Below are 20,972 nucleotides of genomic sequence, written 5' to 3' on the forward strand. Positions count from 1 at the left end.
GCCCCTGAAAGAGAACGGCCTCCATAAAACAAATGTGCCCGGAGAGCCGAACGGCTCGCCAGGCGCTGCAATGCTGACACGCATCGTAACCGATGCGGCCGCTTTCGTTGCGTCACGACCGTCCGCCGATCAGGCAGAACGGTCGTGACCGCCACGAACCGACTTAGTCCTTCTTGACTTCCTTGAACTCGGCGTCGACCACGTCGTCGGCGTTGTTCTGCGCGCCCTGCTCCGCGCCTGCACCCGCGGCGCCCGCGCCGGCTGCACCCGCCGCGCCTGCCTGCTGTGCCTGCATGTCGGCGTACATCTTCTCGCCGAGCTTCTGCGAAGCGGCGGACAGCGCCTCGACCTTCGCCTCGATCTCGGCCTTGTCGGCCGACGTGCTCTTCAGCGTTTCTTCGAGGTCCTTCAGCGCGGCTTCGATCTTTTCCTTTTCGGAGGCGTCGACCTTGTCGCCGTACTCGGCCACGGCCTTCTTCGTGCTGTGAACCAGCGCGTCGCCCTGGTTGCGCGCGTCGGCCAGCTCACGCAGACGGTGATCTTCTTCCGCGTTCGCTTCGGCGTCCTTCACCATCTTCTCGATTTCGGCTTCCGAAAGACCCGAGTTCGCCTTGATGGTGATCTTGTTTTCCTTGCCGGTCGCCTTGTCCTTCGCGCCCACGTGCAGGATGCCGTTCGCGTCGATGTCGAAGGTCACTTCGATCTGCGGCGTGCCGCGCGGTGCGGGCGGGATGCCTTCGAGGTTGAACTCGCCCAGCAGCTTGTTGCCGGCCGCCATTTCGCGCTCGCCCTGGAACACCTTGATCGTCACGGCGCCCTGGTTGTCGTCGGCCGTCGAGTAGACCTGCGAGTGCTTGGTCGGGATCGTGGTGTTCTTGTTGATCATCTTCGTCATCACGCCGCCGAGCGTCTCGATGCCGAGCGACAGCGGGGTCACGTCGAGCAGCAGCACGTCCTTGCGGTCGCCCGAGAGCACCTGGCCCTGGATCGCGGCGCCCACGGCCACGGCTTCGTCCGGGTTCACGTCGCGGCGCGGGTCCTTGCCGAAGAACTCCTTGACCTTCTCCTGCACCTTCGGCATACGCGTCTGGCCGCCGACGAGAATCACGTCGTCGATGTCGCCGACCTTCACGCCCGCGTCCTTGATCGCCACGCGGCACGGCTCGATGGTGCGCTCGATCAGGTCTTCGACCAGCGCTTCCAGCTTGGCGCGCGTGATCTTGAGGTTCAAGTGCTTCGGACCCGAGGCGTCGGCCGTGATGTACGGCAGGTTGATTTCGGTCTGCTGGCCCGACGACAGTTCGATCTTGGCCTTTTCGGCGGCTTCCTTCAGGCGTTGCAGCGCGAGCACGTCCTTGCTGAGGTCGACGCCCTGCTCCTTCTTGAACTCGCCGATGATGTAATCGATGATGCGCTGGTCGAAGTCTTCGCCGCCGAGGAACGTGTCGCCGTTGGTCGAGAGCACTTCGAACTGCATTTCGCCGTCCACGTCGGCGATCTCGATGATCGAGATGTCGAACGTGCCGCCGCCGAGGTCGAACACGGCGATCTTGCGGTCGCCCTTTTCGGCCTTGTCGAGGCCGAACGCGAGCGCGGCCGCCGTCGGCTCGTTGATGATGCGCTTGACTTCCAGACCGGCGATGCGGCCGGCGTCCTTGGTAGCCTGGCGCTGGCTGTCGTTGAAGTACGCGGGAACCGTGATCACGGCTTCCGTGACCGGCTCGCCGAGGTAGTCTTCAGCGGTCTTCTTCATCTTGCGCAGCACTTCGGCCGAAACCTGCGACGGCGCGAGCTTGGCGCCGTGCGCTTCGACCCACGCGTCGCCGTTGTCGTGCTTGACGATCTTGTAGGGCATCAGGCCGATGTCCTTTTGCACTTCCTTTTCGTCGAAGCGGCGACCGATCAGTCGCTTGACCGCGTACAGCGTGTTCTTCGGGTTCGTGACCGACTGGCGCTTGGCCGGCGCGCCGACCAGCACTTCGTTGTCGTCCATGTACGCGATGATCGACGGCGTCGTACGGGCGCCTTCGGAGTTCTCGATCACCTTGACCTGATTGCCTTCCATCAGCGCCACGCACGAGTTGGTGGTGCCGAGGTCGATACCGATGATTTTGCCCATTTTTGTCAAATCTCCAATTTTGATCGCTGGGTGGACGCCGCTTGCGCGTTTTACGATTCGCGCGGCTGGCGCCCACTTCAATTCGGAACTGTTGCCCAAATAAGTGCCGAGACGGCGATTTCAAGGGTTCGGGCTATGCGTTCCATCATTTTTTTCAATTGCGGGGCCGCTTTGCCCATTTCGGCCGTCGCCCTGCCTGCCTTTTGCTTACTTCGGCGCCGAAACGGTCACGAGCGCCGGACGCAGCACGCGATCGGCGATCACGTAACCCTTTTGCAGCACGCTCACAACCGTGTTCGCCTCCTGTTCGGACGGCACCATCGAAATGGCCTGGTGGCGGTGCGGGTCGAACTTCTCGCCCACGGGGTTGATGGCGACGACCTTGCCTTTCTCGAGCGCGCCGGTCAGCTGCCTGAGCGTGAGCTCGACGCCTTCGTTGACCTTCGCGAGGTCGTCCGAGCCGTGCGCGAGCGCGGCTTCGAGGCTATCCATCACGGGCAGCAGATGCTCGGCGAAGTTTTCGATCGCGAACTTGTGCGCCTTGGCGACGTCTTCCTGCGCGCGGCGGCGGACGTTCTCCGTTTCGGCCTTGGCGCGGACGAAGGCGTCCTGCAATTCGGCGACCTTCGCCTGGGCTTCGGCCAGGGCGGCTTCGGCCAGCGCGGCAGCGTTCTGGTCCACGCCGCCTTGCGTTGCCTGCCCGGCGGCCCCGGCCGCCTGGGGCTGGGCTGCCTGCTGCGACGCCTCGTCCGCGGGCGTGGGGTTCTGGCTCGTCGGGTTCTCTTGCGTGTTTTCCATGTCGCTGAAGTCGTTGGATAGTGAAAAAAGGGGAACAAAGCGCCGGCCGCGTTCCAGCATTCCTGCCTGCTGCGCCGCCGGCCGTTGTGCCGATGCGACAGACGCTTTGTATATCGCGACACCACATGGGTGCCGGATCGCTTGTTTCAAGGGGGGCGCGCGGCTTTTTATACAGCGATCCGCGCGGCGAAACCGCCCGTTACAATCATTACTGCAGTGCCGCAAAAATGAAATTGAGTACGGGGCAACCCTGACCTACACTCAGGAACAGGTGCTGCTCATGAGGCGTTTACCCTGAGTTCGGCACCGCACCGAACAGGCCCGCAGCTAGCAAATCTCCACAAACGAACACGCTAACCGGGCCGCGAAACTGGCCGTTTTGCAGCGATCCCAAGGGGAGTACCGTGAAACTGACCTTTGCCATATCGGTGGTCGCGCTGGTACTCATTGCGGGAACCACGACCATCTGCATGTCGGGCGCCGTGAACGAAAACACGACGGAGTATGGGGGCGTGCACGCCACAATGGAGGCGCTATTCAACCCTCACGCGAAAGTTTGTCGATAGTGCGGCGATCGCGCTTGGTCGGCCTGCCCTGCAGCACGGCGGCCGGCTCGCGAAAGAGTCGCCGCCGGTCCTGCTCGGCCGCGCGCCGCTCGCGGCCTGCCTCGGTTTCGGCGTAAAGCGTCTGCGCGACGCTCGCCGGTCCGCGTACCTCGCAAATCCCCAGCACCTCCACTTCCCATACCACGTGATCGATCTCGATTTCGACGAGGTCGCCCACGCGCACGTCCTTCGACGCCTTCACGGCGTCGCCGCCAATGCGCACGCGCCCCTTGCCCACGGCGTCCGAGGCGAGCGAGCGCGTCTTGAAGAAGCGCGCGGCCCACAACCACTTGTCGATGCGCAGGCGCGCGCCAGGTTCAGTCGAAATCTTGTAGTTCATCAGATGCTTTCCGGATGAGCGCCGGGTACCGGTCAGCCGGCCCCTCGACGGTCAGGCCACTGCCCCGGCGGGCGCCGCGGCCTGCACGGGCCAGCCCTGCAGGTGCTGCGCAACGATTTCGCCCAAGGCAGCGACCCACGCGGGCGCGGCGTTCAGGCACGGAATGCGGTGAAACTCCTTGCCGCCGCCATGCAGGAATTCGTCGCGCACTTCCATGCCGATTTCCTCGATCGTTTCGAGACAGTCGGCCGTGAAGCCTGGGCAGAACACGTCCGCGCGGCGCACGCCGCCCGCGCCCAACTCCCGCAGTGCAGGCGCCGTGTACGGCTGCAGCCACTGCGCGCGCCCGAAGCGCGACTGGAACGTGACCCGGCACTCCACCGGGGTGAGTTCCAGCGCGTGCATGAGGAGCGCTGCGGTTTGCTGGCACTGGTCGTGATACGGGTCGCCGAGGTCGAGCGTACGGCTCGGCACGCCATGAAAACTGAGCACGAGACGGTCCCCGGCCGCGAAGTCGGGTTTGCCGTGCGCGTGCCAGTACTGATGCACCTGCGCCGCGAGCGCCGCGATATAAGCCGGATGGTCGTGATAGCCGCGCACCGTGCGGATTTCCGGCTGGTTGCGCATGCGGCGCAACGCGGCGAATGCCGCGTCGAACGCCGTGGCCGTGGTCGACGCCGAATACTGCGGATACATCGGCATGAGCAGAATGCGTTCCGCGCCCGCCAGCTTGAGCTGGTTGAGCATCGCGGGGATGTCGGGCGTGCCGTAGCGCATCGCGTGATCGACGAGGACGGCGTAGTCGTTGATCTGCAGCAGATGGCGCAGGCCCTCGGTCTGCTTTTGCGTGTGCACGCGCAGCGGCGAGCCTTCAGGCGTCCAGACCGCGGCGTACTTCTTCGCCGACGCACGCCCGCGAAACGGCAGGATCAGCGCGCGCAGGATGACCTGCCAGATGGGGGCCGGAATCTCGACCACGCGCGGATCGGAGAGAAACTGCGCGAGATAGCGGCGCACGGCCCGCGGCGTGGGCGCGTCGGGCGTGCCGAGATTGATGAGCAGCACGGCGACGCGATGCGCCGCGGCGGACTGCGAGGGCCGCTCGAGATCGAAACGCATAGGCGGTCGGAGACGCCGCGCGAAAAGCGCAGCAACGGTTGCACGGAAGAACCATTATAGCGGGCGGACCAGGCGGGCCAACCGCGCGCCTCGACGCAGCGCAAGCGGACCGCCTGGCGTTGGCCATTTGGACGATGGCGCGCGGCGCGGCTTTCGACGATGATCCTCGGGAAGGAAAGCGCGCTCAGTTCTGGCTGAGCGTGAGCGACAGAAGGCGCGCGGTGATGTCGACGATCGGGATCACGCGGTTGTAGGCCATGCGCGTCGGCCCGATCACGCCGAGCGTGCCCACGATCTTGCCGTTTACTTCGTAGGGCGCGGTCACCACGCTCATTTCCTCGATCGGCACGAGGTTGGACTCGCCGCCAATGAAGATCTGCACGCCCTGCGCGTGGCTCGAGACGTCGAGCAGCTGCAGCAGGCTGGTTTTCTGGTCGAACACGTCGAAGAGCTTGCGCAGGCGCGCCATGTCAGACGAAAGATCGGCCACTTCGAGCAGGTTGCGCTCGCCGGAAATGAGCACGGTGTCGCTGGTCTCGGGCTCTTCCGTGCTCGCGGTCACGGCCGCGTGCATGAGCGTGGTCATGTCGCCGCGCAGCGCGTCGATTTCCTCGCGCAGGCGGCGTCGTACCTCGTCGAACGAGAGGCCCGCGAAATGCGCGTTGATGTAATTCGAGGCTTCAATGAGCTCGGAGGGCGTGAAGTCGCGCTGCGTCGCCATGATGCGGTTTTGCACGTCGCCTTCGGGCGTCACGATGATGAGCAGGATGCGCTTGTCCGAAAGGCGCATGAACTCGATCTGCTTGAACACGTGGCTGCGCCGCGGCGTGAGCACCACGCCCGCGAACTGCGAGAGGTTCGAAAGCACGCTGGCCGCCGCCGCCACCACCTTCTGCGGCTCGCCGGGGCGCAGCGTGGTCTTCACCGCGCGGGTGAGCGCGTCCTCGTCGGAGCTCGGCTCCACGGTGAGCATGGTGTCGACGAAAAGGCGGTAGCCCCGCGGCGTGGGCACGCGCCCGGCCGAGGTATGCGGGCTGGACACGAGCCCCAGCTCCTCGAGGTCCGACATGACGTTGCGGATCGTCGCCGGGCTCAACTCCAGGCCGGAATAGCGCGACAGCGTGCGCGAGCCGACCGGCTGACCTTCGGCGATGTAGCGCTCGATCAGCGTCTTGAGGAGGGTTTGTGCGCGGGGATCTAGCATGAGTGAAAATTTTAGCCTAATGGCGGGTTGGCCGCGAGTGCGCCGCCAGGCCCCGGCCGGCGGGAACGCAAGCGGCGCCGGGCGCGGCGCATTGCCGGATTCGACGGCGCATGCGCCGGACGCTCGGGGCATTCGGGGCATTCGGGCGTGCGGAGCCGGGGCGGGTTGCGCGTCGCGTCGCGTCCTGTCATCGCCGTGTCACCAGCCTCGTGCTGGAACGCGCGGCGCGCAAGGCCCGGCGGGCCGTCCGCAGCCCGCGCCAGGTTCTTTTCGCGACCTGACTATGGTGTAATGCCGGCATGCAGATCCAGAAGATCCAGAGCCAGTTCAAGACGGTTGCGCTAGTCGGGCGCAGCAACACGCCGGGCATCGCCGAGCCGCTGACCGCGCTCGCTCAAACCATTGCGAAGCGCGGCTTCGAGGTCGTGTTCGAGGCGCAGACAGCCGAGGAAATCGGCGCCAGCGGCTATCCCGCGCTTCAGCCCGCCGAGATCGGCGCGCGCGCGGACGTGGCCGTCGTGCTCGGCGGCGACGGTACGATGCTCGGCATCGGCCGCCAGCTCGCGCCCTATCGCACGCCGCTCATCGGCATCAACCACGGTCGGCTCGGCTTCATCACCGACATCGCGTTCTCCGAAATGCAGGAGGTCGTGCCGCAACTGCTCGCCGGCTCGTTCGAGCGCGAAGAGCGCTCGCTGCTCGAATCGCGCATTACCCGCGACGGCGACCCGATCTATCACGCGCTCGCCTTCAACGACGTTGTGGTGAACCGCAGCGGCTTTTCCGGCATGGCCGAGCTGCGCGTGAACGTGGACGGCCGCTTCATGTACAACCAGCGCTCGGACGGCCTGATCGTCGCCACGCCAACGGGATCGACCGCCTACGCGCTCTCGTCGCAGGGGCCGATCCTGCATCCGCAACTGCAGGGTATCGTGCTCGTGCCGATCGCTCCGCACGCGCTTTCGAACCGGCCGATCGTGCTGCCCGACGACTGCAAGGTGAGTATCCAGATCGTGGCGGGCCGCGACGTCAACGTGAACTTCGATATGCAGTCGTTCACGCAGCTCGAGCTCAACGACGTGATCGAGGTGCGCCGCTCGCGCCATACTGTGCCCTTCCTGCATCCCGTCGGCTACAGCTACTACCGCACGCTGCGCAAGAAGCTGCACTGGAACGAGCATCCCTCGTTGCAGGGCGATCCGGAGGACTGAACCCGCGCTGTCCTGTCGCGAGAATGCGCGTTTGGCACGCGCGGCGCGCCGGTCGTGCGCGTCCGTTGCCATGCAGCCAGCCGTCCCACGGCAACCACCGACAACCCAGAAAGCAGACCCCAGACGCCATGCTTCGCCACCTCTCGATTCGCGACTTCGTGATCGTCGCGGCGCTCGACCTCGAATTCGACAGCGGCTTCACCGTATTTTCCGGCGAGACGGGCGCGGGCAAGTCGATCCTGATCGACGCCCTCGCCCTCGCGCTCGGCGCGCGTGCCGACGCGAGCGTCGTGCGCACGGGCGAAGGCCGCGCCGACATCACCGCGGAATTCGACGCACCGCCGCACGTCGCCCAGTGGCTCGACGGGCACGCGCTCGCGAACGGCGACAGCGAGCACACCGTCATGATGCGCCGCGTGGTGGACAGCGGCGGACGCTCGCGCGCCTTCATCAACGGCACGCCGGCCACGCTTGCCCAGTTGCGCGAGGTGGGCGAAATGCTCGTGGACATCCACGGCCAGCATGCGCATCAATTGCTCATGCGCCCCGACGCGCAGCGCGAGCTTTTCGACACGCACGCGGGCCTGACCGACCTCGCCGCCGCCGTCACGCGTGCGTGGCGCGACGCGCGCGACGCGCGTCTGACGTTGCAGACCGCCACCTCACGCGACCGCGAGCTGCAACTGGAGCGCGAGCGCCTTGCGTGGCAACTCGCCGAGCTCGACAAGCTCGCACCGCAGCCCGGCGAGTGGGAAGAGGTGAACGCGGAGCACGTGCGGCTTTCGAATTCGGCGAACCTGATCGACGGCGTGCAGGGTGCGCTCGCGGCGCTGTCCGAATCCGACGACGCGATGATCTCGCAGTTGAACGCGATCCTCTCGACGCTGCGCGATCTCGCCGGGCTCGACGCCGGGCTCAACGACGCGCTCGCCGCACTCGAACCCGCCGCGATCCAGCTTCAGGAAGCGGCGTACTCGCTCTCGCATTACGCGCAACGCCTCGACCTCGATCCGCAGCGGCTCGCGCAGGTGGAGCAGCGCCTCGACGCGCTGCACTCGACGGCGCGCAAGTTCCGTCTGCGGGCCGAAGCGCTGCCCGAGGAGCACGCGGCGCGGCGCCAGCAGCTCGCTGCGCTCGACGCCGCGTCCGATCTCGACGGCCTGCGCGCCGCCGTCCAGAAAGCCCAGGACGCCTATCTCGCCGAGGCGCGCCGGCTCTCGAAGGCGCGCGCCAAGGCTGCGCAGGCGCTCGGCGCGGCCGTCACGCAGGGTATGCAGGAGCTGTCGATGGCGGGCGGCAGCTTCGAAGTCGCGCTCATGCCGCTCGGCAGCGGCTCGAACGGCGAACCGATCGGCGGCGCGCACGGTCTCGAGCAGATCGAATTCCGTGTGGCGGGCCACGCAGGCGTGCCGCTGCGCCCGCTCGCGAAGATCGCCTCGGGCGGCGAACTCGCGCGCATCAGCCTCGCGCTCGCGGTGATCGCGAGCGCGGCGAGCCCCACGCCCACGCTGATCTTCGACGAAGTCGATACGGGCATTGGCGGCGGCGTGGCCGAAGTGGTCGGGCGCCTGCTGCATCAACTCGGGCAAGAGCGCCAGGTGCTGTGCGTCACTCACCTGCCGCAGGTCGCGGCGCGCGGCGATCACCACTTCCAGGTGTCGAAGTCCAGCGACGGCAACGGCCGCACGGTCTCGGCCGTCACGCCGCTCGACAGGGGCGGGCGCGTGGAGGAAGTCGCGCGCATGCTGGGCGGCCTCGAGATCACCGCGACCACGCGGCGGCATGCGAAGGAGATGTTGGCGGCTTGAATGCGCATGCGCCCGGCGCACCCGCCGTCGACGCATAACACGCTCGCCCTAAGCCGCCTCCTTCGGCCCGAACACCCGCTTCCACAAAGCCAGCACCGCCTCGCGTTCGCGCGCGACGCGCGCCGGATCGACGCGCGCCTTTTCCATGCCGTCGAGCCGCAACTGGTGCTGCAGCTTGCGATAAAGCCGGTACGCCGAGCCTATGGTTTCCGCTTCTTCCGCGCTCATCAGCCCGAGGCGCGACACCTCGCGCAGGAGCGCGATATTGCCCGTGTTGCGGATCAGCTCGGGGTCCTGCGCCGCGTGCAGCAGCACCCAGTACTGCACGAGGAACTCGATGTCCACCATCCCGCCGCGGTCGTGCTTCAGGTCGAACAGCCCGGTGCGGTTCGGGTGGCCGTCTTCCACGCGCTGGCGCATTTCCACGATTTCCCCGGCGAGCGGCGCGGCGCCGCGCGGCGTGGTCAGCACCTGCGCGCGGATCGCCTCGAAGGCGCTGCCGATCGCCGCGTCGCCGGCCGAGAAGCGCGCGCGCGTGAGCGCCTGGTGCTCCCACACCCACGCCGTATTGGCCGCGTCGCCTTCGCGCAACTGGTAGCGGCGGAACGCGTCGAGGTCGGTCACGAGCAGGCCCGACTCGCCGTTCGGCCGCAGCCGCAGATCGACGTCGAACAACGTCCCCGCACCGGTCGCAGTCGTGAGCCAGGTGATGAGCCGCCGCGCGAACATCGCGTAGATTTCCGAGGCGCGCTCGTCATCGTCGTCGTAGAGAAAGATCAGGTCGAGATCCGACGCGTAGCCGAGCTCCTTGCCGCCGAGCTTCCCGTAGGCGATCGCGGCAAAGCGAGGCACCTCGCGATGGCGCCTCGCGAACTGCTGCCAGACCGTTTCGATGGTCACGTCGAGCACGGCGTCCGCCAGTTCCGAGAGCCGGTCGCTCACGTGCTCGACCGAAAGCCTGCCGGCCAGGTCGTTGAGCAGGATGCGGAACACTTCGGCCTGGTGGGCGTGGCGCAGCAGGTCCATCTGCTGCTCGACGTCGGCGGCGGCGGCGAGGCGCGCGCGCAGCAGACGCGAGAACTCGGGCCAGTCGAAGGGCGTGGCCATGGCCTCGTCGTCGAGCAGTTCGTCGAGCAGTTGCGGATGGCGGATCAGATAGCCCGCCGCCCAGCGCGACGCGCCGAGCACCTTGAGCACGCGGTTGAGCGCGTCCGGGTATTCGGTGAGCAGCGCGAGGTACGCGCCGCGCCGGATCACGGCTTCGAGCAGGTCGAACATGCGCGCGAGCGTGTCGCCGCGCCGCTCGCGCGGCTCGAGCGTGCCAGCGGCTTCGAGCGCGCGCTGCGCGACGCTGTCGAAACGCTCGCGGCTCTTCTCGGGCAGGCCCGCGTAGCGCGACGACTGCCACAGCCCGCGCAGGCGCGCGAGCAGCGGCGCGGGGTCGTCGATGCCGAGTTGCGCGAGGCGTTCGAGCAGTTCGCCTTCGGCGCTCTCTTCGGCGAGCGCGCCGCTCCAGACCCACGCCGCCGCGCCGTCCTCCGCCGCGCCGCAGCCGCTCTCCCCGCCCACCTTGTCGGAGAAGATCTGCACGAACTGGCGCTCCACCTTGTCGCGGTAGCCGTCGAGCGCCGTCATCAGCGCGGCGTAGTCGGCAAAGCCCATCGACCTCGCGAGCACGGCGCGCTCTTCCGGATCGACGGGCATGGCGTGCGTCTGCGCGTCGTCGCGGTATTGCAGGCGGTGCTCCAGTTCGCGCAGGAAGTGGTAGGCGCGCGTGAGTTCGGCGCAGACGTCGGGCGCGATCAGCCCGCGCGCGGCAGCATAGCCGAGCACGGCCAGCGTGGGGCGCACGCGAAAGCCCGCGTCCTGGCCGCCGCGAATCAGCTGGAAGACCTGGGCGCTGAACTCGATTTCGCGGATGCCGCCACGCCCGAGCTTGATGTCGTCGGCCTTGTCGGGGCGCATCATGGCGCGCCGCTGCGCTTCCTGGCGGATCTGCAGATGCAGCGAGCGAATCGCGCTGATTACGCCGAAATCCAGATAGCGCCGGTAGACGAAGGGCTTCACGAGCGAGTCGAGCTGGCGCGCAAGGCGCAGCGCGCTTTCGCTCCCGGCCTCGGAAACGAGCCGCCCCTTGATCCACGCATAGCGCTCCCATTCGCGGCCCTGCACGTAGAAGTACTCTTCGAGCATGCCGAGGCTGCACACGAGCGGCCCCGAGTCGCCGTTCGGGCGCAGCCGCATGTCGACGCGAAACACGAAGCCGTCCTCGGTCACGTCGCTCAATGCGCCGATCAGGCGCTTGCCCGCGCGCGTGAAGTAGTCCTGCGTGGCGATGGGCGCACGCTGGCCGCCCGTGGTCTCGCCGTCGTCCTCGTAGACGAAGATCAGGTCGATGTCGGACGAGACGTTCAGCTCGCGTCCGCCGAGCTTGCCCATGCCCACCACGCCGAGCGTGAGCCGCTCTCCGCCGGGGCCGCGCGGCTCGCCGTAGAGCGCCTCCAGATCGGCGCTCACGCTCGCGAGCGCGCGCTGGATCGCGACTTCGGCGAGATCGGTCATGCTGCCGGTCACCTCGGCGACATCGGCGACGCCGCCCAGGTCGCGCTCCATCACCGCGCAGATCACCTCCACGCGCAACTGGCGCAGGACCTTCTTCAAAGGCTCGTCGGTGAGCGGCGCGGCGGGTGCGGCGCTTGCTGATGCGCCTGCTGGCAGATTCGCCCCGCCGCGCTGCTGATCGCTCAACGCGTCGAGCCGGGCGACGATGCGCTCGCGCGTGAGCGGCGCGGCGGCCAGCGCCTCGACCTGGGCCGCGAGCCCGGGACGCGCGGCGTACGCACGCGCGGCATAACGGGAATAACTGGAACTGAGAAGGGGGATGTCGGTCATGAAGGGCTGCTTGCCGGAAGGCTCGCTGTTGTGTCGACGACAGTCGCTATGGTTCGATCGGCAGGAACCGTCCCGCGCGACGCTCGCACCGAACCCCGCTTGCACCGAACCCTTGTCCCACCGGAACTGGCGGCCCGCTTCGCCGTTGCATCCGGCGTCACGGGCGCTGCAGTGCGGAAAACCGTGCGTGTCACGCGCGGCACGGCCATCCCGGCTTCCCCGGATGGTCGGCCCGACGGCCCTGTGTGATACATTTCGTCGTTAGAACGCAACGCTACCATACCCCACCCGCCGCAGCATGTCCGAGCGAAACGATCACGCCGGCCCGCCCCCATCCGGACATGCCAGCCAGGCGGCCGAGCCAGGGGGGCCGCACCATCATCACCCGGTCTTGCGTCACACGCTGCGCGTGCTGGCGGCCATCGCGCTCGTCCTGTATTTCATCGTCGGCACCCTGCTGCTAGGGCTGCGCTACGTCGTGCTGCCCCGCGTGGACAGCTTCCGTCCGCGCATCGAGCAGGTCGTCTCGGAGAAGATCCGCGCCGAGTTCCGCATCGGCAGGCTGGCGCCTCACTGGTCCGGCTTCCAGCCCGGCATCGACATCAGCAATCTCACGATCCGCGACCGCCACGGCAAGATCGCGCTCGACGTGCCGCACGCCACCGCGTCGGTTTCATGGCGCTCGCTCGTGCTGCTCGAGCCGCTGCTCTCGAGCATCGTGGTCGAGCAGCCCGACGTGCAGATCGCCCGCGAGGACGACGGCACGCTCACCGTCGCGGGCGTGCCGGTACCCACCGCGCATACGGGCAACGCCACCTTCACGACCTGGCTCATGCGCCAGGAGGCCATCGTGCTGCGCGGCGGCACGCTGCGCTGGCACGACGCCACGCGCGACGCGCCCGACCTCGCGCTCTCGCACATCCGGCTCGCGATCCTCAACGACGGCTACGACCACCGCGTCGCGCTGCAGGCGCCGGCCGAGGGCACCGTGCTGCACGGCCCGCTCGACTTCCGCGCGCACTTCACGCATGCGCGCGCCTCGCAGGCCGGCAAGCCGCTCGGCTGGAGCGGCGACACCTATCTCTCGACGGGCCCCGTCGACCTGCCCACGCTCGCGCGCTACGTCAACATACCGATCGCCACCTACACCGGCCGCATCGACAACGCGATCTGGGCGCACTTCGCGAACGGACGCATTCTCTCGGCGAGCGGCGCGCTCGAAGGAGCAAACGTTTCGCTGCGCGTGCGGCCGACGCAGCCGCTGCTCGACGTGCCCGTGGCGAACTTCCACTGGCGCGTGGGCATCGAGCCCGGCGACTACACGCTCAGGCTGCGCGACTTCCATGCGGAGCTCGGCCAGCCGCCGCTCGACGACGGCACGCCGCTCGCGCGCTCGCTCGCGCTCACGACGCTCGACGCGCGCTTTCGCCAGCAGTCGGTGCAGCACGGCCAGCTGATGACCGTGCGCGGCGACCGCATCGACCTCGGCATCCTCGCCGAGTTCATGCGCGCGCTGCCGTTGCCGGGGCGCGTACTCAATACGCTCGTGCGCTTCAATCCGCGCGGGCTCGTCGCGAACTACGAACTGGGCCTCGAGCGCGCGAAACCCGAGGCCGGCGAAGCGGCCACCGAGCAGCGCGCCACGGGCGTCGAGCCCATCACCCACTATCGCTTCAAGGGCGACCTGCAGGGCATCAGCGTGAACGCGCAGGAGCCGGGGCCGGGCCTCACGCCGCGCGGCCACCCGCGCGCGGGCCTGCCCGGCTTCGAGAACCTCTGGGGGCGCATCGACTCCGACGAATCGCACGGCACCATCGACCTCGACACGGCCAACGCCGCCGTCACGCTGCCCGGCGTGTTCGACAACCCGCGCCTCACGTTCGACCGGCTCTACGGCGCGGCCAAATGGACCGTTGCCGCCGAGCGCGAGCCCGGCAACCGGCTGAAGGCCTTCACCGTCGACGTCGCCGATTTCGGCGTGGAAAACGCCGACGCGCGCGCGAAGATGACCGCGCACTACACGAACCCCGGCAAGGGGCGCGGCTCGCTCGACCTCGTCGCGCACTTCGAGCGCGCGCAGGTCAACGCCATCCCGCGCTATCTGCCCACCAGCCTCATGGAGAAAACGCGCATCTATCTCGGCCACGGTCTGCAGGCGGGCGTGTCGAGGGGCGCGACGATCGAGATCCACGGCGATCTGACCCAATTCCCCTACTCGCGCGCGCCCGATGCGGGCCAGTTCCGCATCGTCGCGCCGTTCACGGGCGGGCGCTTCGACCCGTCGCCGTTCCCGCCGCGCAAGATGCGCAACGGCGCGCCGAACATCTGGCCGGCGTTCGACGGCATCGACGGCGTGTTCAGGCTGCATGAGAACAAGCTGCGCTTCGACGTCGATCGCGGCCACTACCGCCGCTTCGTGCTGCGCGACGTGAGCGGGCGCATCGACGAGCTGGGCATCAAGGGCTCCGACCTCGTGATCGAGGGCACCGGACGCGGACCGCTCGCGGACCTGCTCGACTACGCGGACAACAGCTCGCTCGGCGTGATGTCGAAGCACCTCGCCGCGAAGGTGCGGGCGCAAGGGCAGTCCACGCTTTCGCTCAAGCTCACGATCCCGCGCAAGCCGATGCCGAATGTGCTGCTCGCGGGCGCGATCGGCTTCGAGAACAACACGCTCACCGCGAGCAACGTGCCGCCGGTCTCGAACCTCACGGGCCGCGTGCGCTTCACCAACCACAGCGCCAATTTCGACCGGCTCACGGCGCGCTTTCTCGGCGGCGACCTGCGCGCGAGCGGCGGCCTGCGCGAAGACGGACGCTATGCGGTGAACGTCGCGGGCGACGTAGCCGTCGATGCGGCGCGCGGGCTGAATCTGCACGGCATGGCGGCGGCGGCGCTGGGGCGTCTTTCGGGCGCGGCGCCCTACTCGCTTTCGGTGGCGGGCGAGCGCGGACATCTACCCGACGTGAAGGCCGACGCCGACCTCACCGGCCTCGCGCTCGACCTGCCCGCGCCGTTCGGCAAGGCGGCCGGCACGCCGATGCCGTTGAGCTTCGATCTGCAGCCGGGCACGGGCGACTTCGCCGGACCCGGCGCCAGTGCCGACACTGCCGACAGTGCCGCGTACCAGCACGCCGAGCTCACGCTCGGGCCGCTCGCCGCGCGCTACGTGCTGCGCCGCCATCCGGGCCGCGTGCCCGAAGTGATGCGCGGCGCGATCGGCATGAACCGGCCTGCGGACCTGCCCGCCCAAGGCGTGACGGCAGCCATCGACCTCCCGGCCTTCGACGCCGACGCGTGGCGCGCCGTGGTGCAGCAGTTGCGCGGAGCGGCAGGGCCGGCGCAGGCGCAATCGCCAACACAAACTCAGGGCGCGACGCCGGCTCGCAGGCCTGCCGCACCCGCTATCGCGCGTGCCGCGAGCGACGCCGGGGCTCCGCTCTCCGCACCGCGAAGCGCGGCAAGAACCGCGACGCAAGACGCGGGCGCGCCCCAATCCGCCGCAACCGGCGCGGCGCAAAGCCCGGCACCGGCACCGGCCTCCGCTGAAGCCACGGCCGCCTCGTCCCCGCTCGCCGCGGACGGTGCGGTCGGGCAGTTCCTGCCCTCGCGCTTCGCGGTCCACGTCGGCACGCTCACGCTGCTCAAGCGCCACTGGGAGAACGTCGTGGTCGGCGCGTCGCGCACCGGCGAGCGCGGCAACGAATGGCAGGCGAACGTCGCCTCCAACCAGGTCTCGGGCCACGTCTCCTGGAAGCCCGGCGACGTGCCGGGCGCGCCGGGCACGCTCGAAGCGCGGCTTGCGAGCCTCACCGTGCCCGCCGCCACGGAGAACGACCTGCTCGGCCAGGCGATGTCGCAGCCCGCGCAGAACATGCCGTCGATCGATCTCGTCGTGAACCGGCTCATCGTGCGCGGGCGCGATCTCGGCCGCCTTCAGGTGAACGCGCACAACTTCGACGACAACGGCGTGCCGGTCTGGCAGCTGGACCGGCTCGACATCAGCAACCCGGACGCGCACCTCACGGCCACCGAAAACTGGCGCGCCGTGGACGACACCGGCGCGAGCGACGACTCGGCCGCCGCCGGCATGCAGACGCCGCGCCGCACCGCGCTCGACTTCCACCTCGACATCGCGGACGCCGGCGCGCTGCTCGAACGCGCGGGCAAGCCACGTGTGCTCAGGCGCGGCTCGGGCGTGCTCTCGGGCAACCTGGTGTGGCGCGGCGGCCCGACGCGCATCGACTTTCCGTCGCTCAACGGCAATCTCACGCTCGAGCTGCGCCACGGCCAGATCCTCAAGGTCGATCCTGGCGTGGCGAGGCTGCTCGGCGTGCTGAGCCTGCAAAGCCTCGCGCGCTTCACGCAAATGGACTTCCGCGACGTGATCGGCGAGGGCCTGCCCTTCACGAGCGCGACGGCCACCGCGCAGATCCAGAACGGCATCGGCAGCACCAACGACTTCCGGCTCGTCACCGCGCCGGGACGCGCGACGATGACGGGCAGCGTCGACCTCGCGCACGAAACCCAGGACCTGCGCGTGCGCGTGGTGCCGACGGTCAGCGCAGGCGCCGGCGTGGTCGCCGCGGCCGTCATCAATCCGCTCTTCGGCCTCGGCGCGCTGATCGGCGACATCGTGCTCTCGCACACGGTCGAGCACGCCTTCGCGACGGATTTCGCGATCACCGGCCCATGGTCGAAACCGCACGTCGAGCGGCTGCACGGCGATCAAGGTAAGATGGACGCGCTGGCGCCGGGCGCTACGCACTGACCCCGCCCCGGCGCAAACGGGCACGCAGTATGCGTGCCACGCTTTCCCGAACCCCATTCAAGATCTGTCGATGAGCGCTCCCCCCCTCGAGCCGTTTCGCGTCGCCGCGCTGCAAATGGTCAGCACGCCCGATCGCGAACGCAACCTGGCCGAAGCCGAAAAGCTGATCGCCGAAGCCGCTGCCGCAGGCGCGCGCCTCGCGTTGCTGCCCGAATATTTCTGCTTCATGGGCCACAAGGACAGCGACAAGCTCGCGATTCGTGAACCGCACGGCGACGGCCCGATCCAGCGCTTTCTCGCCGACGCGGCAAAGCGCCATGGCGTGTGGCTCATCGGCGGCACGCTGCCGCTGGAAGCGCCCGAGCACACGCGCGTGCTCAACACCACGCTCGTGTTCGATCCGAGCGGCGAGGAGCGCGCGCGCTACGACAAGATCCATCTGTTCAATTTCGAAAGAGGCGCCGAATCGTTCGACGAAGCGCGCACGATCCGGCCCGGCGACGAAGTGCGCACGTTCGAGGCGCCGTTCGGCCGCGTCGGACTGTCGGTCTGCTACGATCTGCGCTTTCCCGAGCTGTACCGCCGCATGGGCGACTGCGCGCTGATGGTCGTGCCCTCCGCGTTCACGTACACCACCGGCCGCGCGCACTGGCAGGTGCTGCTGCGCGCCCGCGCGATCGAGAACCAGTGCTACGTGCTGGCGGCCGCCCAGGGCGGCCACCACGAGAACGGCCGGCGCACCTGGGGCCACACCATGCTGATCGACCCGTGGGGCGAGATCGTCGCCGTGCGCGACGAAGGCGCCGGCGTGGTGGCCGGCGACATCGATCTGGAACGCATCGCCGCCGTGCGTGCGAGCTTGCCCGCGTGGCGGCACCGCGTGCTCGACTGCGGCTGAATATCCCCCGGCCTGACTACCCCGCGAACCCATACCACCACGATCGGGACGCTTGATTTCGCAGCACCGCGCCCGAATCTCCATTGACAGACTCATCGACTGATCCCTCTGAGCGCATGAACATCATCGAACCCGGCATCCGCAATCTGGCGACCGCGAAGGACCTGCTCCTCACGCCCTACGGCCTCGACGAGGCAGTGCTCACGCGCACGCTCGGCGAGATCTTCACGCACCGCGTCGACTACGCCGACCTTTACTTCCAGACCACGCGCAGCGAGGCCTGGAGCCTCGAAGAGGGCATCGTCAAGTCGGGCAGCTTCAGCATCGACCAGGGCGTGGGCGTGCGCGCCGTGTCCGGCGAGCGCACCGCTTTCGCCTATTCCGACGACCTCTCGCCCGAAGCGATCCGCCAGGCGGCCGTCGCCACACGCTCGATCGCGAGAGCCGGCGGCGGCAAGCAGAAAATCCAGGTAGCGAGGTCGCTCACGGGCATCGCGGGCCGCGATCTGTACCTGCCCTCCGACCCGCTGTCCTCGCTCGACGCCACCGAAAAAGTGAAGCTGCTCGAGCGCGTCGAGAAAATGGCGCGCGGCCGCGACCCGCGCATCACGCAGGTCATGGCCGCGCTCGCCGGCGAGTACGACGTCGTGCTCGTCGCGCGCAGCGACGGCGCGCTCGCGGCCGACATCCGCCCGCTCGTGCGCGTGTCCGTCACGGTGATCGCCGAGCAGAACGGCCGCCGCGAAATCGGCAACGGCGGCGGCGGCGGACGCTTCGACTACGCCTACTTCACCGACGAGATCCTCTCGAAGTACGTGGACGACGCCGTGCACGCCGCGCTCGTGAACCTCGAAGCGCGCCCGGCGCCGGCCGGCGCGATGACCGTCGTGCTCGGGCCGGGCTGGCCCGGCGTGCTGCTGCACGAGGCGATCGGCCATGGGCTCGAAGGCGACTTCAATCGCAAGGGCTCGTCGGCATTTGCGGGGCGTATCGGCGAGCAGGTCGCCGCCAAGGGCGTGACCGTGGTCGACGACGGCACGCTGCCCAACCGCCGCGGCTCGTTGAACATCGACGACGAAGGCAACGCCACGCAGTGCACGACGCTGATCGAGGACGGCATTCTCAAGGGCTACATTCAGGACTCGCTCAACGCGCGCCTCATGAAAATGCCCGTCACCGGCAACGCGCGCCGCGAGTCGTACGCCGCCCTGCCCATGCCGCGCATGACCAACACGTATATGCTCAACGGCGACAAGGACCCGCAGGAAATCATCGCCTCGGTGAAGAATGGCCTCTATGCCGTGAACTTCGGCGGCGGCCAGGTGGACATCACGAACGGCAAGTTCGTATTCTCGGCCTCCGAGGCGTACATGATCGAGGACGGCAAGATCACCTACCCCGTGAAGGGCGCGACGCTGATCGGCAGCGGCCCGGAGTCGCTCAAGTACGTGAGCATGATCGGCAACGACATGCGCCTCGACTCGGGCGTGGGCGTGTGCGGCAAGGAGGGCCAGAGCGTGCCCGTGGGCGTGGGCCAGCCGACGCTGCGCATCGACCGCATGACGGTGGGCGGCACGGTTTAAGCACCCTCCCTGCAAACTCCATGCACGGGGATGCGGAAAATCCGCACCTCCGTGCGGATTTCCTGCATGCACCTCATTTTTTCTGCGGCCCTTCCGCTTTTTTTGCCAACCCGACTTGCCAGCCACGAGAAGCCCGGGTTATAAAGGCAATCACCCTTTTCGACATCACGAACGCGAAGTCTTCACGACGCTTTCATTCAGCACTCGCACCGCCATGTTCGCCACGAAGTTTTACTTTTACTTCTTTTGGTATCTCAGACCGCTGGCGGATCGAGAGGGTTGATAGTACGCGCAGGACCCCGAACACACGAGAAACCGCCAGCCAAGCCTGGCGGTTTTTTTTTGCCCTTCGCCTCAAGAGCCGCACTTTCATCTAACCGGATTTGAAGCACCGTCCAAGCGACGCACGCTACGCACACAGGATCAGGAGAAACGACCATGCCCCCGCACAACACCGACGATGTCCGCATCCGCGAACTCAAGGAACTCACGCCGCCCGCTCACCTGATCCGCGAATTCCCGTGCTCGGAAGCCGCTTCCACGCTGATCTTCGAGTCGCGCCGCGCAATGCACCGCATTCTGCACGGCATGGACGACCGCCTGATCGTCATCATCGGGCCGTGCTCGATCCACGACACCAAGGCCGCCATCGACTACGCGAAGAAGCTCGTCGAAGAGCGCAAGCGCTTTAAAAACGAACTCGAAATCGTGATGCGCGTGTACTTCGAAAAGCCGCGCACGACGGTGGGCTGGAAGGGCCTCATCAACGACCCGTACCTCGACAACAGCTTCAAGATCAACGACGGCCTGCGTACCGCGCGCGAACTGCTCGTCGAGATCAACGAACTCGGCTTGCCCGCCGGCACCGAATACCTCGACATGATCAGCCCGCAGTACATTGCCGACCTGGTATCGTGGGGCGCGATCGGTGCGCGCACAACGGAATCGCAGGTGCACCGCGAGCTGGCTTCGGGGCTCTCCTGCCCGGTCGGCTTCAAGAACGGCACGGACGGCAACGTGAAGATCGCCGTCGATGCGATCAAGGCCGCCTCGCAGCCTCACCATTTTCTCTCGGTGACGAAGGGCGGTCATTCGGCCATCGTCTCGACGGCCGGCAATGAGGACTGCCACGTGATTCTGCGCGGCGGCAAGACGCCGAATTACGACGCGCAAAGCGTGGACGCCGCGTGCAGCGACATCGGCAAGGCGGGCCTCGCCGCGCGCCTCATGATCGACGCGAGCCACGCGAACAGTTCGAAGAAGCACGAGAACCAGATTCCCGTGTGCGCCGACATCGGCCGCCAGGTGGGCGGGGGCGACGAGCGCATCGTGGGCGTGATGGTCGAGTCGCACCTCGTGGCGGGCCGCCAGGACCTGAAGGAAGGCTGCGAGCTGACCTATGGCCAGAGCATCACCGACGCGTGCATCGGCTGGGACGAGAGCGTGGGCGTGCTCGAAGTGCTTGCGCAAGCCGTCAAGCAGCGCCGCATCGCGCGCGGCTCGGGCAACTGATCGCAATCGGCCATCGGGACATGCGCAGCGCTGGGATCCGGGGCCGCGCGGCACGGTGATCCGGGGTCGCGCGGCATGAATACCTGGAGTCGCGCGGTGCGATAGCTCAGAG

Annotated in this window: 13 protein-coding genes; 6 read left to right on the top strand and 7 right to left on the bottom strand. The window is 67.8% G+C overall.

The features are described from left to right. Positions 1-163: 163 nt before the first annotated feature. From dnaK to hrcA, 6 genes are all read right to left on the bottom strand, one after another. Entirely contained in the window at positions 164-2,119 is a 1,956-nt protein-coding gene (dnaK, locus tag BLU17_RS00505) for a molecular chaperone DnaK (RefSeq protein ID WP_091993047.1), read from the bottom strand. Positions 2,120-2,326: 207 nt separating this feature from the next. Then, a complete protein-coding gene (grpE, locus tag BLU17_RS00510) occupies positions 2,327-2,917 on the bottom strand; it encodes a nucleotide exchange factor GrpE (protein WP_091994133.1) in 591 nt (196 codons plus the stop codon). Between the two features lie 289 nt (positions 2,918-3,206). Beyond that, positions 3,207-3,389: a hypothetical protein gene (locus BLU17_RS32980; RefSeq protein ID WP_176928858.1), complete on the bottom strand. Its 183-nt coding sequence runs from the start codon at positions 3,387-3,389 to the stop codon at positions 3,207-3,209. A gap of 65 nt (positions 3,390-3,454) precedes the next feature. Further along, positions 3,455-3,862 (bottom strand): RNA-binding S4 domain-containing protein, encoded by a 408-nt coding sequence (locus BLU17_RS00515; RefSeq protein WP_091993049.1) that lies wholly within the window; start codon positions 3,860-3,862, stop codon positions 3,455-3,457. Between the two features lie 51 nt (positions 3,863-3,913). Next, positions 3,914-4,981 carry a ferrochelatase gene (gene hemH / locus BLU17_RS00520; protein WP_091993051.1) on the bottom strand — a complete coding sequence of 356 codons (1,068 nt, stop codon included), beginning with the start codon at positions 4,979-4,981 and terminating at the stop codon, positions 3,914-3,916. A 184-nt stretch (positions 4,982-5,165) separates the two neighbouring features. Next, positions 5,166-6,185 carry a heat-inducible transcriptional repressor HrcA gene (gene hrcA, locus BLU17_RS00525; RefSeq protein WP_176928877.1) on the bottom strand — a complete coding sequence of 340 codons (1,020 nt, stop codon included), beginning with the start codon at positions 6,183-6,185 and terminating at the stop codon, positions 5,166-5,168. Between the two features lie 299 nt (positions 6,186-6,484). Between hrcA and BLU17_RS00530 the strand changes: the two genes are divergently transcribed. Then, complete coding sequence (locus BLU17_RS00530; protein WP_091993054.1) at positions 6,485-7,396, top strand: NAD kinase; 912 nt, start codon at positions 6,485-6,487, stop codon at positions 7,394-7,396. A gap of 128 nt (positions 7,397-7,524) precedes the next feature. Next, a complete protein-coding gene (gene recN / locus BLU17_RS00535; RefSeq protein ID WP_091993056.1) occupies positions 7,525-9,204 on the top strand; it encodes a DNA repair protein RecN in 1,680 nt (559 codons plus the stop codon). Between the two features lie 48 nt (positions 9,205-9,252). On the opposite strand, the gene glnE is transcribed toward recN, so the two are convergent. Next, the gene (gene glnE / locus BLU17_RS00540) at positions 9,253-12,096 is read right to left on the bottom strand and encodes a bifunctional [glutamate--ammonia ligase]-adenylyl-L-tyrosine phosphorylase/[glutamate--ammonia-ligase] adenylyltransferase (RefSeq protein WP_091993058.1); all 2,844 of its coding nucleotides are present in this window, start codon (positions 12,094-12,096) and stop codon (positions 9,253-9,255) included. 298 nt (positions 12,097-12,394) lie between these two features. Between glnE and BLU17_RS00545 the strand changes: the two genes are divergently transcribed. From BLU17_RS00545 to aroG, 4 genes are all read left to right on the top strand, one after another. Further along, a complete protein-coding gene (locus BLU17_RS00545; protein ID WP_091993060.1) occupies positions 12,395-16,867 on the top strand; it encodes a YhdP family phospholipid transporter in 4,473 nt (1,490 codons plus the stop codon). A gap of 70 nt (positions 16,868-16,937) precedes the next feature. Then, positions 16,938-17,765: a carbon-nitrogen hydrolase family protein gene (locus BLU17_RS00550; RefSeq protein ID WP_091993062.1), complete on the top strand. Its 828-nt coding sequence runs from the start codon at positions 16,938-16,940 to the stop codon at positions 17,763-17,765. Positions 17,766-17,881: 116 nt separating this feature from the next. Further along, positions 17,882-19,348, top strand: a complete 1,467-nt coding sequence (gene tldD / locus BLU17_RS00555) for a metalloprotease TldD (RefSeq protein ID WP_091993064.1) — start codon at positions 17,882-17,884, stop codon at positions 19,346-19,348. A gap of 438 nt (positions 19,349-19,786) precedes the next feature. Beyond that, entirely contained in the window at positions 19,787-20,860 is a 1,074-nt protein-coding gene (gene aroG, locus BLU17_RS00560) for a 3-deoxy-7-phosphoheptulonate synthase AroG (protein ID WP_091993067.1), read from the top strand. Positions 20,861-20,972: the final 112 nt, after the last annotated feature.

This window comes from Paraburkholderia lycopersici (assembly GCF_900096975.1).
In the GTDB taxonomy this organism is placed as follows: Bacteria; Pseudomonadota; Gammaproteobacteria; order Burkholderiales; family Burkholderiaceae; genus Paraburkholderia; species Paraburkholderia lycopersici.

Coding starts and splice junctions, on each gene's coding strand:
- dnaK (WP_091993047.1), bottom strand. CDS start 2,119: ATGGGCAAAATCATCGGTATCGACCTCGGCACCACCAACTCGTGCGTG.
- grpE (WP_091994133.1), bottom strand. CDS start 2,917: ATGGAAAACACGCAAGAGAACCCGACGAGCCAGAACCCCACGCCCGCG.
- BLU17_RS32980 (WP_176928858.1), bottom strand. CDS start 3,389: ATGCAGATGGTCGTGGTTCCCGCAATGAGTACCAGCGCGACCACCGAT.
- BLU17_RS00515 (WP_091993049.1), bottom strand. CDS start 3,862: ATGAACTACAAGATTTCGACTGAACCTGGCGCGCGCCTGCGCATCGAC.
- hemH (WP_091993051.1), bottom strand. CDS start 4,981: ATGCGTTTCGATCTCGAGCGGCCCTCGCAGTCCGCCGCGGCGCATCGC.
- hrcA (WP_176928877.1), bottom strand. CDS start 6,185: ATGCTAGATCCCCGCGCACAAACCCTCCTCAAGACGCTGATCGAGCGC.
- BLU17_RS00530 (WP_091993054.1), top strand. CDS start 6,485: ATGCAGATCCAGAAGATCCAGAGCCAGTTCAAGACGGTTGCGCTAGTC.
- recN (WP_091993056.1), top strand. CDS start 7,525: ATGCTTCGCCACCTCTCGATTCGCGACTTCGTGATCGTCGCGGCGCTC.
- glnE (WP_091993058.1), bottom strand. CDS start 12,096: ATGACCGACATCCCCCTTCTCAGTTCCAGTTATTCCCGTTATGCCGCG.
- BLU17_RS00545 (WP_091993060.1), top strand. CDS start 12,395: ATGTCCGAGCGAAACGATCACGCCGGCCCGCCCCCATCCGGACATGCC.
- BLU17_RS00550 (WP_091993062.1), top strand. CDS start 16,938: ATGAGCGCTCCCCCCCTCGAGCCGTTTCGCGTCGCCGCGCTGCAAATG.
- tldD (WP_091993064.1), top strand. CDS start 17,882: ATGAACATCATCGAACCCGGCATCCGCAATCTGGCGACCGCGAAGGAC.
- aroG (WP_091993067.1), top strand. CDS start 19,787: ATGCCCCCGCACAACACCGACGATGTCCGCATCCGCGAACTCAAGGAA.